Annotated in this window: 12 protein-coding genes and 1 riboswitch; of the genes, 6 read left to right on the top strand and 6 right to left on the bottom strand. The window is 72.9% G+C overall.

From position 1 onward, the window contains the following. Window positions 1–53: 53 nt before the first annotated feature. A riboswitch (cobalamin riboswitch) is annotated at window positions 54–129 on the bottom strand. 101 nt (window positions 130–230) lie between these two features. From U5640_RS31900 to U5640_RS31890, 3 genes are read left to right on the top strand one after another with little or no spacing between them, the layout of a single operon-like run. Then, entirely contained in the window at window positions 231–1,508 is a 1,278-nt protein-coding gene (locus tag U5640_RS31900) for a cobalamin biosynthesis protein CobG (protein ID WP_340385467.1), read from the top strand. Further along, entirely contained in the window at window positions 1,498–2,142 is a 645-nt protein-coding gene (locus U5640_RS31895; RefSeq protein ID WP_340380220.1) for a precorrin-8X methylmutase, read from the top strand. Before U5640_RS31900 ends, U5640_RS31895 begins: the two co-directional genes overlap by 11 nt. Next, window positions 2,139–3,635 carry a precorrin-2 C(20)-methyltransferase gene (locus U5640_RS31890; protein ID WP_340380218.1) on the top strand — a complete coding sequence of 499 codons (1,497 nt, stop codon included), beginning with the start codon at window positions 2,139–2,141 and terminating at the stop codon, window positions 3,633–3,635. The genes U5640_RS31895 and U5640_RS31890 overlap by 4 nt, the downstream gene beginning before the upstream one ends. Here U5640_RS31890 and U5640_RS31885 read toward each other — a convergent pair. The 3 genes from U5640_RS31885 to U5640_RS31875 all read right to left on the bottom strand — a co-directional run bounded on the left by U5640_RS31885 (window position 3,632) and on the right by U5640_RS31875 (window position 6,331). After that, window positions 3,632–4,231 (bottom strand): cadmium resistance transporter, encoded by a 600-nt coding sequence (locus tag U5640_RS31885; protein ID WP_340380216.1) that lies wholly within the window; start codon window positions 4,229–4,231, stop codon window positions 3,632–3,634. The two genes, U5640_RS31890 and U5640_RS31885, sit on opposite strands and share 4 nt — an antisense overlap. Before the next feature lie 52 nt (window positions 4,232–4,283). Beyond that, entirely contained in the window at window positions 4,284–5,369 is a 1,086-nt protein-coding gene (locus U5640_RS31880) for a HoxN/HupN/NixA family nickel/cobalt transporter (RefSeq protein WP_340385465.1), read from the bottom strand. 191 nt (window positions 5,370–5,560) lie between these two features. Then, the gene (locus U5640_RS31875; RefSeq protein ID WP_340380214.1) at window positions 5,561–6,331 is read right to left on the bottom strand and encodes a cobalt-precorrin-6A reductase; all 771 of its coding nucleotides are present in this window, start codon (window positions 6,329–6,331) and stop codon (window positions 5,561–5,563) included. Window positions 6,332–6,349: 18 nt separating this feature from the next. On the opposite strand from U5640_RS31875, the gene U5640_RS31870 reads away from it, so the two are divergent. Then, window positions 6,350–7,486, top strand: a complete 1,137-nt coding sequence (locus U5640_RS31870) for a cobalt-precorrin-5B (C(1))-methyltransferase (RefSeq protein WP_340380212.1) — start codon at window positions 6,350–6,352, stop codon at window positions 7,484–7,486. Here the strand turns inward: U5640_RS31870 and U5640_RS31865 are convergent. From U5640_RS31865 to cbiE, 3 genes are read right to left on the bottom strand one after another with little or no spacing between them, the layout of a single operon-like run. Further along, on the bottom strand, window positions 7,473–7,925 hold the full coding sequence (locus tag U5640_RS31865; RefSeq protein ID WP_340380210.1) for a GNAT family N-acetyltransferase: 453 nt from the start codon (window positions 7,923–7,925) through the stop codon (window positions 7,473–7,475). The genes U5640_RS31870 and U5640_RS31865 overlap by 14 nt on opposite strands. Continuing rightward, the gene (cobM, locus tag U5640_RS31860) at window positions 7,915–8,664 is read right to left on the bottom strand and encodes a precorrin-4 C(11)-methyltransferase (RefSeq protein ID WP_340380208.1); all 750 of its coding nucleotides are present in this window, start codon (window positions 8,662–8,664) and stop codon (window positions 7,915–7,917) included. The genes U5640_RS31865 and cobM overlap by 11 nt, the downstream gene beginning before the upstream one ends. Beyond that, window positions 8,661–9,935 carry a precorrin-6y C5,15-methyltransferase (decarboxylating) subunit CbiE gene (gene cbiE / locus U5640_RS31855; protein ID WP_340380206.1) on the bottom strand — a complete coding sequence of 425 codons (1,275 nt, stop codon included), beginning with the start codon at window positions 9,933–9,935 and terminating at the stop codon, window positions 8,661–8,663. The genes cobM and cbiE overlap by 4 nt, the downstream gene beginning before the upstream one ends. A 140-nt stretch (window positions 9,936–10,075) precedes the next feature. Here cbiE and tsaD point away from each other — a divergent pair, with 140 nt between their 5' ends. Both tsaD and U5640_RS31845 read left to right on the top strand, forming a co-directional pair. Next, window positions 10,076–11,125 (top strand): tRNA (adenosine(37)-N6)-threonylcarbamoyltransferase complex transferase subunit TsaD, encoded by a 1,050-nt coding sequence (gene tsaD / locus U5640_RS31850; protein ID WP_340380204.1) that lies wholly within the window; start codon window positions 10,076–10,078, stop codon window positions 11,123–11,125. Then, window positions 11,122–11,694 (top strand): GNAT family N-acetyltransferase, encoded by a 573-nt coding sequence (locus U5640_RS31845; RefSeq protein WP_340385463.1) that lies wholly within the window; start codon window positions 11,122–11,124, stop codon window positions 11,692–11,694. The genes tsaD and U5640_RS31845 overlap by 4 nt, the downstream gene beginning before the upstream one ends. Window positions 11,695–11,782: the final 88 nt, after the last annotated feature.

Raw genomic sequence — 11,782 nt, 5'->3', positions numbered from 1 at the left:
GCGGCGTCGGCCTTCCTCGGGGTGTCCGCGCCCCGGGCGGTGTCGGACGGCGGGAGTTCCTGACTCACCCGCCCCGGGCGGGGTGGGCTCACAGTGGCGGGACCGCGCCGGATTCGCACCGGCTTCCTCCCCTGTCGCCGTCGTGGCGGTGGCGGACCAGGTGATCCACCGAGGAGCATAGTAAGGGTCACCAGGAGAGGGAGGGGCATACATTCGGCGTGATGGTGGGTATGCTCGCCGCCGTGTCCACGCCATCCCTGCCACCGTCGCCCCAGGCCACACCCGTCTCGCGGGACCGCGCTGACGCATGCCCGGGTGCGCTGCGCCTGCACACGGCGGACGACGGCGCACTCGCCCGGATCCGGATTCCCGGGGGTGTGCTGCGCGTTGATCAGGCCTGGGTGCTTGAGCTCGCGGCGCGGGAGTTGGGCGACGGGGAGTTGCACCTGACCTCGCGGGGCAACGTCCAGCTGCGCGGGCTGCCGACGGGCTGTGGTGCCGAGTTGGCGCAGCGGCTGGAGTCGGCCGGGCTGCTGCCGTCGTGGCGGCACGAGCGGGTGCGCAACGTCGTGGCGTCGCCGCTGTCCGGGCTGGACGGGCACGGTTGCGCCGATGTCCGGGCGTGGCTGCGGGAGTTGGACGGGCTCATCTGCGCGAGTGAGGCCGCGGCCGGGCTGTCCGGGCGGTTCCTCTTCGCGCTCGACGACGGGCGCGGGGATGTGGCGGCGCTGGGTGCGGACGTGACGTTGGAGGCCACGCCGGACGGGGGCGCGTGGCTGCGGATCGGGTCGTCGGATTGCGCCGCGCTCGTGGACGCCGAGAACGCGCCCCGGGCCGCCGTGCTGGCCGCCGAGGTCTTCCTGGAAGCGAGTGCCGGCCGGACCTGGAGAGTGGCTGAACTCCCGGGATCGGGTGAGGAGTTGGTGCGGGAGGCCGCACGGCGCCTGCGGACCCCGCAGGTCCGGGTCGCCTCTGCCGGGCCCCTGGCCGGGGAACCGCCGCCCGGTCTGGTCCCCTGTCCCGACGGCACGACGAGTCTCAGTGTGCTCGCCCCGTTGGGCCGTCTCACCGCTGCCCAGTGGGCCGAGGTGACAGCCGCCGCGTCCGGCGAACTGCGCATCACCCCGTGGCGCGGGGTGATCCTCCCCCTGGTCCCTGCCGAACGGCTCCCCGGACTCGACGCCGTCGGTCTGATCACCGGCCCGGCTTCCCCCTGGCTCGGCGTCGGCGCCTGCATCGGACGGCCCGGTTGCGCCACGTCGCGGGCGGATGTCCGTACGGAGGCGGCAGCGGCGCTCACAGCCGGCGGCGGGCTCCCGGCGTACTGGTCCGGCTGCGAGCGGCGCTGCGGCCGGCCGCGCGGCGACCACGTGGACGTCGTCGCCGCCCCGGACGGCGGCTACCGGATTTCCGTCGTACGCGCCGGCCGCGTCCTGACGACGTCCACGGCCGACAACCCTTCCCTTCTCGCCGCCACTGTGGCGGCGGCCCGCACGCATGACCAGTAGGAGCACGGTGTTCGAGTACGAGAAGGACGGCGCGGCGATCTACCGCCAGTCGTTCGCCACCATCCGCGCCGAGGCGGACCTCGGGGGCCTGCCCGCCGACGTCAGTCAGGTCGCGGTCCGGATGATCCACGCCTGCGGGATGGTCGACCTCGTGCGGGACATCGCGTACACGCCCGGCGTGGTGGCCCGCGCCCGGGAGGCGCTGCGCGCGGGCGCGCCCGTCTTCACCGACGTGCAGATGGTGGCCAGCGGCGTGACCCGCAAGCGGCTGCCCGCCGGCAACGACGTGCTGTGCACCCTCTCCGACCCGGCCGTTCCCGAGCTCGCGGACGAGCTGGGCACCACGCGCAGCGCCGCCGCGCTGGAGTTGTGGCGGAACCGGCTGGAGGGCGCGGTCGTCGCCGTCGGCAACGCGCCCACCGCCCTCTTCCGGCTCCTGGAGATGATCGAGGAGGGAGCGCCCCGGCCCGCCGCAGTCATCGGCGTCCCGGTCGGGTTCGTCGGTGCAGCCGAGTCCAAGGACGCCCTGACCGAGCACCCGTCCGGCCTGGAGCACCTGGTCGTCCGTGGCCGCCGCGGTGGCAGCGCCATCGCCGCCGCCGCGCTCAACGCGATCGCGAGTGAGGAAGAGTGAGCGGGAAGCTGTACGGCGTCGGGCTCGGCCCCGGCGACCCGTCCCTGATGACCGTGCGCGCGGTGGAGGTCATCGCCGAAGCGGACGTGATCGCGTACCACAGTGCCCGGCACGGACGCTCGATCGCCCGCTCCATCGCGGCGAAGCACATCAGGGCCGACCACGTCGAGGAGCCGCTGGTCTATCCGGTGACGACGGAGAGCACCGACCACCCCGGCGGCTACCAGGGCGCCATCGACGACTTCTACGCCGAGGCGTCGGCCCGCCTCGCCGCGCACCTCGACGCCGGCCGGACCGTGGCGGTCCTGGCGGAGGGCGACCCGCTCTTCTACGGCTCCTACATGCACATGCACAAGCGGCTCGCCGACCGCTACGACACCGAGGTCATCCCCGGTGTCACCTCCGTGTCGGCCGCCGCGGCCCGCCTGGGCACCCCCCTCGCCGAGGGCGAGGAGGTGCTGACCATCCTGCCGGGCACCCTGCCCGAGGAGGAGCTGACCGCCCGGCTCGCGTCGACGGACGTGGCGGTGGTGATGAAGCTGGGGCGCACCTTCACCAAGGTGCGGCGGGCGCTGGAGGTTTCGGGGCGGCTGGGCGAGGCCCGGTACGTCGAGCGGGCAACCATGAGCGGCGAACGCCTCGCCGAACTGACCGACGTGGAGCCGGAGTCGGTGCCGTACTTCTCGGTCGCCGTCCTGCCGAGCCAGGTCGACGCCGAGCCCCCCGCGCGGAAACACGGCGAGGTCGTGGTGGTCGGCACCGGGCCCGCCGGACCGCTGTGGCTGACGCCCGAGACGCGCGGCGCGCTCGCCGCCGCCGACGACCTGGTCGGCTACACCACCTACCTGGACCGGGTGCCGGTACGCCCCGGCCAGCGCCGCCACGGATCCGACAACCGGGTCGAGGCCGAGCGCGCCGAGTTCGCCCTCCAACTCGCCCAACGGGGACGGCGGGTGGCGGTCGTCTCCGGCGGCGACCCGGGCGTCTTCGCGATGGCCACGGCCGTGCTGGAGGCCGCCTCACAGAAGCAGTACGAGGATGTCCCGGTGCGCGTGCTGCCGGGTGTGACCGCGGCCAACGCCGCTGCCGCGCGGGCGGGAGCTCCGCTGGGGCACGACTACGCGGCCATCTCCCTCTCCGACCGGCTCAAGCCCTGGGAGGTGATCGCCGAGCGGCTGCGCGCCGCTGCCTCGGCGGACCTGGTGCTGGCCCTGTACAACCCAGGCTCCCGCAGCCGCACCTGGCAGGTGGGCAAGGCCCGCGACCTGCTGCTGGAGCACCGGGCGCCGGAAATTCCGGTCGTGGTCGCCCGGGATGTCGGCGGCCCTGGTGAGGGGGTGCGGATCGTGCGGCTGGCCGACCTCGATCCGGCCGAGGTCGACATGCGCACGATCCTGCTGGTCGGCTCCTCCCAGACGCAGGTCGTACGGCGCGGCAGCGGCGAGGAGGTCGTCTGGACGCCGCGCCGCTATCCCGAGGAGGGCGGTTCCTAGAGGCCGAAGGCGCCGCCCTCGGCGAGGATGAGCACGCCGAGCGCGATGAGGACGAGGGGGAGCAGGACGTGCCCCCAGCGGCTCAGGGCGCGGGCGACGACGGGCCGGGTCGCGAAGAACCGGCCCGCCAGGCACCACACGCCGACCAGGACCAGGAAGACGACGGTGTAGACGGTCATGCCGCCGACTCCGGCGGTGGCGAAGACGGGGACGTAGACGCCGATGTTGTCGCCGCCGTTGGCGAAGGTGACGGCGGCGACCTCCAGCGGACGCGGGCCGCCCGCACGCCCTTCCTCGTCCTCTTCCGTGTCGTCGCCGCGCTCTCGCCAGATCTGCCAGGCGGACTTGATTCCCAGGGCGAGCGGAAGCAGGCCGAGGTACGGGATCGCGCTCTCGGGCAGGAAGGTCGCGCCGAACGCCGCCGCGACCGCCACCGCGAGGATGGCGGCGAAGCCCAGGTACTGCCCGAGCACGATCCGCCGGGCCTCGCGACGCCCGCCCGCCCCCTGGGCGAAGAACAACGACAGGATGAGGATGTCGTCGACGTTGGTGACGGCGAACAGGCCGACGGCCTGCCCGATGATGCCCAGGTTCACTGACCAGCCCGTTCCGGTGGGGACGACGATGCCCGGGCGACTCTACGCGGTGCTACTCGGCGCCCTGTTCGGCGGGCGCGGGCCCCTGGGCCAGCCCCGCCGTCCACTTCTCCTCGATCCGGCCGACCTTCCACACCAGCAGGGCCACGGCCCAGGTCGCGAAGAACAGTCCGACGATGACGTAGCCGATGATGTTCAGGTCCAGTCCGGAGACCCAGTCCCAGAAGGCGCCGTGCAGGCCGGCCTTCTCCGCGACCAGGCCCAGCAGCTCGACCGTGCCGATGATGAGCGCGACGGCCACCGAGAGACCGGTGATGGTGAGGTTGTAGTAGACCTTGCGGACCGGCTTGGAGAAGGCCCAGCCATAGGCGAAGTTCATGAACGAGCCGTCGATCGTGTCGAGCAGCGACATGCCCGCCGCGAACAGGATCGGCAGGCACAGGATCGCGTACCAGGGCAGCCCGGAGGCGGCGCCCGAACCCGCCAGGACCAGCAGGGCGATCTCGGTGGCGGTGTCGAAGCCGAGGCCGAACAGGACACCGAGCGGATACATCTGCCACGGCTTCGTGATCGACTTCATCACCTTGCCGAGGATGCGGTTCATGAAGCCACGGTTGTTGAGCTGCTCCTCCAGGGCGGCCTCGTCGAAGTGGCCGGAGCGCATCTGCTGGAACACCTTCCAGATACCCACCATGATCACCAGGTTGATGATCGCGATGACGTAGAGGAAGGTCCCGGACACGGTGGTGCCGATCCAGCCGGTGACACTGTGCAGCGTGGAGTCGTCGTTCTCGACCGGTCCGGCCAGCGCCTTGACGCCGAGGGAGAGCAGGAAGGCGAGCGCGAAGACGATCGTGGAGTGACCGAGCGAGAACCAGAAGCCGACCGACATCGGGCGCTGGCCCTCGTTCATCAGCTTGCGGGTGGTGTTGTCGATGGCGGCGATGTGGTCGGCGTCGAAGGCGTGCCGCATGCCGAGGGTGTAGGCGGTGACGCCGATGCCGATGCCGAAGGTCTTGGTGCCCAGGCTGTAGTGCTCCGGGGCGACGATCGCGACCAGTGTGAACCAGCCGATGACGTGCAGCGCCAGGATGAAGGCGGCCATCCCTCCGACGCGGGCCCACTCCTTCCGTGTCATGGAGGTGCGGATGCGGTGCCACGAGATGCCGCCCCGCCCGGCTGGGGAGGCCGGGCCGGCGGGATCGGGAGCGGTGGTCATGGGGACGTGGGCCTTACTTCTCGGCGTACGGCTGTTTTCAGCCGCGCTTTCCAGGCTTCTGCACATGGGTTGCAACTACAAGCCGATGGCGGTAAAGCCCGTGTCAGCTTTCAGTCAGTGTCCGGGAAAACGCGCAGGTCGCATCCCCGCCTGACCCACCGGAGCGCCTGTTCCGCCTCTTGCACGACCTGCACACCCTCGGGGACCTGCGGCCTGCGCACGACGACGACGGGCAGCACGGCCTCACGGGCGGCTGTCAGTTTCGGCGCGGTGGCCGACCCTCCGCTGTCCTTCGTCACGACGACGTCGATCCGGTGCGCGCGCAGCAGCTCGCGTTCCCCGTCGAGGGTGAAGGGGCCTCGGTCGAGCAGCACCTTCATGCGGGGCGGGGCCGGCGGCTCGGGCGCGTCCACGGACCGCACGAGGAACCACAGGTCGGTGAGGTCCGCGAAGTCCGCGAGCCCCATGCGCCCGGTGGTGAGGAAGACGCGCCGGCCGAGCGCGGGCAGCAGCGCGGCGGCCTGCTCCAGCGAATCGGCCTCGTGCCAGTCGTCCCCCTCCGCCCGGACCCAGCCGGGGCGCCGCAGGGCGAGCAGGGGAACATGGGCGGTGGCGGCGGCCCGTGCCGCGTGGAAACTGATGGTCCCGGCGAAAGGGTGTGTGGCGTCGATGAGCGCGTCCACCTCGTGCTCGCGCAGCCACCCGGCCAGCCCCTCGGCGCCGCCGAAGCCGCCCACCCGGATCTCGCCGGGCGGCAGCCGGGGCGCGGCCACCCGACCGGCCAGCGAGGTCGTCACCCGCAGCCCGGTCGGATCGTCCGTCGCCAGGAGTTCGGCGAGGCGACGGGCCTCGGTGGTACCGCCCAGGATCAGCACGTGCACGAGAGTTCGGTTCCCTTCATGAATGAGCCCACGGGCGCGCGCGGCGCCCAGCTGAAGCACACCGGCCTGCGGCCCGGCTGGACCACCGGCGCCTGCGCGACCGCGGCGACGACGGCCGCGTACACCGCGCTGCTGACCGGCGAGTTTCCCGACCCGGTGACGGTCACGCTGCCCAGGGGGCAGACGCCGTCGTTCGCCCTGGCGGCGGAGGAGCTGACGGACGGGACCGCCATGGCCGGGGTCGTGAAGGACGCGGGCGACGACCCGGACGTCACGCACGGCGCACTGGTACGGGCGAGAGTACGGCGGCTGCCCGCAGGGACCGGTGTCGTTTTCAAGGCGGGTCCCGGCGTGGGCACGATCACCCGGCCCGGCCTTCCCCTGCCCGTCGGTGAGCCGGCCGTCAACCCGGTGCCCCGCCAGATGATGCGCGACCACGTCGCCCGGGTCGCCGCCGCGTACGGCGGCAGCGGAGATGTAGAGATCACCGTTTCCGTCGACCATGGCGAGGAGATCGCCCGCTCCACCTGGAACCCCCGCCTCGGGATCCTCGGCGGGCTGTCGATCCTGGGGACGACCGGGATCGTGGTGCCGTACTCGTGCTCGGCGTGGATCGACTCCATCCGGCGCGGCGTCGACGTGGCACGGGCAGCCGGGCGGACCCACGTGGCGGGCTGCACCGGCTCGACCTCGGAGAAGACGGTCGTCGCCGCGTACGGCCTCCCGGAGGACGCACTGCTCGACATGGGCGACTTCGCGGGCGCGGTCCTGAAGTACGTCCGCCGCCACCCCGTCGACCGCCTCACGATCTGCGGCGGCTTCGCCAAACTGTCGAAGCTGGCGGCCGGCCACCTGGACCTGCACTCCGCGCGCTCCCAGGTCGACAAGGGCCTCCTCGCCGAACTGGCCCGGCGCGGCGGCGCGGACGAGGCCCTGGTCGCCGAGGTCGCCGACGCCAACACCGGACTGGCCGCCCTCCAGCTGTGCGCGGCGGCCGGGGTCCCGCTGGGCGATCTGGTGGCCATCACCGCCCGTGACGAGGCGCTGGCCGTGCTGCGGGGCGCGCCCGTCGCGGTCGACGTGATCTGCATCGACCGGGCGGGAACGATCGTGGGCCGCAGCGAGGTCGCCGGACCTGCGGTCAGCCGGTCCTGAACCACAGTTCCGGTCGCTCCCAGGTGACCCTCGGCGGTTTCGGAGGCACCGTCCCCGCCCGTTCGGCGCCCAGGCTCCGATAGAACCCCTCGGCCGGCGGGTGGGAGACCACGCGGACGCCGCTCAGGCCGGCCTGCCGGGCCCGGTCGAGCATGTGCTCGACCAGGAGCCGGCCGATGCCCCTGCCCTGGGCGTCGTCCGCGACGAACAGCAGGTCCAGCTCCGGGACGTCCGGCCACAGCGAGTAGAAGCCCAGCAGCCGCCCTTCGCCGTCCTCGGCCAGGAAGACCTCGTGCCGGGCGACGTCCTCCGCCGTGACCCGGTAGCCGACGATGATCGGGGCGTACTGCCCCTGGTAGGCGCCGGACGCGTGCACCATGTCCGTGAGGAGCTCGGCGTCCTCGGCGGCTGCCCGCCGGATCACCAGGTCAGCAGACATGCCGCTCGCGCTCCGTCGAGTACAGGTGGCTGTCCCGGAACTGCTCCGCGCCCAGCGTCCGCCCGACCATGATCACAGCCGTGCGCAGGACCCCGGCCTCCTTCACCTTCCCGGCGATCTCGTCGAGCGTGCCCCGGATGATCACCTCGTCCGGGCGGGAGGCGTAGGCGACCACGGCGGCCGGACAGTCGGCGCCGTAGTGCGGCAGCAGTTCGCCCACCACGCGGTCCACGTATTTGGCGGCCAGGTGCAGCACGATGAGCGCGCCGCTGCGGCCGAGGGTGGCCAGGTCCTCGCCCTCCGGCATGGCGGTGGCGCGATGGGCGACACGGGTGAGGATCACGGTCTGGCCGACCGTCGGCACGGTCAGCTCCCGCCTCAGGGAGGCCGCGGCGGCGGCGAAGGCGGGCACGCCGGGCACCACCTCGTAGGGCACCCCGGCCGTGTCGAGGCGCCGCATCTGCTCGGCGACCGCACTGAACACGGACGGGTCCCCGGAGTGCAGCCGCGCCACGTCGTGCCCCTCCTCGTGGGCGCGGACCAGCTCGGCGGTGATCTCGTCCAGGTCGAGCTGGGCGGTGTCCACGAGCCGTGCGCCCGGCGGGCATTCGGCGAGCAGTTCACGCGGCACCAGGCTCCCCGCGTACAGGCAGAACTGGCAGGCGGCGAGCGTACGGGCTCCACGCACCGTGATCAGGTCGGCGGCGCCGGGACCGGCGCCGATGAAGTACACGGTCATCTGTCTGCTCCAGGAAGGGGGTTGACGGTGGTCCGGGCGGCTTTGCGGGCGGCCCACTGGGTGACGGGCATCGCCTGCCGCCAGCCGGTGAAGCCGCCCACGGGCACAGCGTGCGCCACCGCGAGCTTCACCAGCTCACCGCCGTGGCGGCGGTAGGCGTCGGCGAGCAGCGCCTCCGACTCCAGCGTCACGGTGTTGGCGACGAGACGTCCGCCGACAGGCAGTGCTTCCCAGCAGGCGTCGAGGAGGCCGGGCGCGGTGAGGCCGCCGCCGATGAACACCGCGTCCGGCGGCGGGAGTTCGGCCAGGACGCCGGGTGCGGCACCGGTGACGACGGACAGTCCCGGCACTCCGAGCCGGCCGGCGTTACGAGTGATGCGCTCGGCACGCACCGGGTCGCGTTCGACGGTGACCGCCCGGCAGGAGGGGTGCGTACGCATCCACTCGATCGCGATCGAGCCCGATCCGCCGCCGACGTCCCACAGCAGCTCGCCGGGTGCGGGCGCGAGCACGCCGAGTGTGGCGGCGCGGACGTGGCGTTTGGTGAGCTGGCCGTCGTGCTCGTACGCCTCGTCCGGTAGTCCGGGTACGGCGCCGATGCGCAGGGTGTCCGGGGCGCGGTGGCACTCGACGGCGACGATGTTGAGGGGGTCGCAGGGCTCGTCGCGCCAGTCGTCGGCGGTGGCCGGGGCGGTCGTACGTTCCTTCGCGCCGCCGAGCTGTTCCAGCACCCGCATCCGGCTCGGCCCGAAGCCGCGGTCCCGCAGCAGTGCGGCGACCTCACCGGGGGTGGTGGCGTCCGCGCTGAGCACGAGGATCCGTCGGCCCTCGTGCAGGGAAGCGGTCAGGCGGGCTGCGGGGCGGCCGACGAGCGTGACGACCTCGACGTCCTCCAGCGGCCAGCCGAGGCGCGCGCAAGCCTGGGAGACGGAGGAGGGGTGCGGCAGGACGTGCACGGAACCGGCGCCGAGGACCTCGGTGAGGGCGCGCCCGATGCCGTAGAACATGGGGTCTCCGCTGGCGAGTACGGCGATCCTGCGGCCGGTGTGCTTGGCGAGGAGGCCGGGAATCGCCGGCCGCAGGGGTGAGGGCCGGCAGATCCGCTCCCCGGTGCACTGCGGCGGGAGGAGGTTCAGCTGACGTGGGCCGCCGATGAGGACGTCGGCGTCGAGCAGGGCGGTGCGGGAGGTGTCCGGGATGCCCCTCCAGCCGTCGGCTCCGATCCCGACGACGGTCACGGCGGCGGGCAGGACGGGGCGTTCGGGGGTCACTGCTCGATACCTCGGGTCCGGGGGCAGACAATCACGCACTCTACGGGCGGTGACCTGCACACCCCTGAAGGGGTACACACGACCACCCGACCTATTGCACACTACTTGCAATAACTTTCAGAGTGCAGGAAGGGTGGGCGATGGGTTCTCCGATCGTGCTCGGCATCGAGTCGTCCTGTGACGAGACCGGCGCCGGGCTGGTCCGCGACGGGCGGCTGCTGGGGCATGCGGTGGCGTCGAGCATGGACGAGCACGCACGGTTCGGCGGGGTCGTGCCCGAGATCGCCTCCCGGGCGCACCTGCACGCGCTGCGCCCGGTCGTCCGGCAGGCGCTGGACGAGGCCGGCCTGGCGCTGTCCGATGTCGGTGCCGTGGCCGTCACCACCGGCCCGGGACTCTCGGGTGCGCTCCAGGTGGGCCTTGCCGGGGCGAAGGGGATCGCCTACGCGCTGGGGGTGCCGCTGTACGGTGTCCACCACCTCGCGGGCCATGTGGCCGCCGACACCCTGGAGCACGGCCCGCTGCCGGATCCGTGCATGGTGCTGATCGTCTCCGGCGGCCACACCTCCCTCCTCCTCGTCCGCGACCTGGCCCGCGATCCGATCGTCCACCTCGGCGACACCCTCGACGACGCCGCCGGGGAGTGCTTCGACAAGGTCGCGCGGGTCTTCGGGCTGCCGTATCCCGGTGGACCGGCCATCGACCGGGTGGCGTGCGCGGGGGATCCGCGCGCCGTCTCCTTCCCCCGTCCGCTGCCGGGGTCGTACGACTTCTCCTTCTCGGGGCTGAAGACGGCCGCAGCCCGCTGGGCCGAGGGCCACGTGGGCCGTGAGCTGCCGGTGGCCGACGGGGCGGCGTCGCTCCAGGAGGCGGTCGCCGACGTGCTGACCCGCAAGGCGGTTGCGGCCTGTCGCGAGTACGGCGTGGGGACCCTGGTCGTGGTGGGCGGGGTCGCCGCGAACTCCCGGGTGCGGTCGCTGGCCGAGGAGCGATGCCGGGCCGCCGGGATCACGCTGCGTGTGCCGCCCCTGAAGCTGTGCACGGACAACGGCGCGATGATCGCCGCGGTCGGTGACCTCCTCGTACGGGCCGGAGTCGATCCCGCACCGCTGGACGTGTCGATCGACCCGTCGGCGCCTCTGGAGTACGCCTCCCTGCATCCGGTCCCGACAGGGACGGTGGCGGCCTGATGAGCGACATCCGCATCTTCCAGGGCGCCGAAGTGCGCGCGCACTCAGGCGCCTTGCACGACGTCTACGTCGAGGCGTTCTGCGCGCCGCCGTGGAACGAGGACGAGGAGAAGGCGATCGAATTCCTGGGCCAGCTGGTCAACGACGTCCGGCGTCCCGGCTTCACCGCCGCGCTCGCCTTCGCGGGTTCGGACGTCGTCGGCTTCGCCACGGCCTGGACGACCCGCGCCCCCTTCCCCACCGACCGCTGCTATCCCCAGGCCGCCGCCGGCCTCGGCCCCGACCGCACCATGGCCTGGCTGGTCGGCGCCCGCGAGATCGACGAACTCGCGGTCCGTCCGGCGGCCCGGGGCACGGGCCTGGCCGGCGAACTGCTGGAGGCGGTGACGGCGGACGCCCCCGACGGCCGCTCCTGGCTCCTCACCTCCGTCCGGTCGCCCCGGGCCATGTCCTTCTACCGCCGCCAGGGCTGGACCCAGGCCACCCACCCCTCCCCCGACGGCAAAGGCATCGCCGTCTTCCTCGGACCGCGCCACCCCGCCCGCTCCCTGACCCCCCAACCGCTCTGAGAACCCGAAGCCCTGTCCTGCGCACCGCCGGGCTCCGGCACCGCCTCCTCGCCGGGCGGGCCACACCGTCGTCACGGGTTGGGCACCG

Source organism: Streptomyces sp. SS7 (genome assembly GCF_037993025.1).
GTDB lineage: Bacteria > Actinomycetota > Actinomycetes > Streptomycetales > Streptomycetaceae > Streptomyces.
This window is presented reverse-complemented; position numbering and strand designations above follow the sequence as displayed.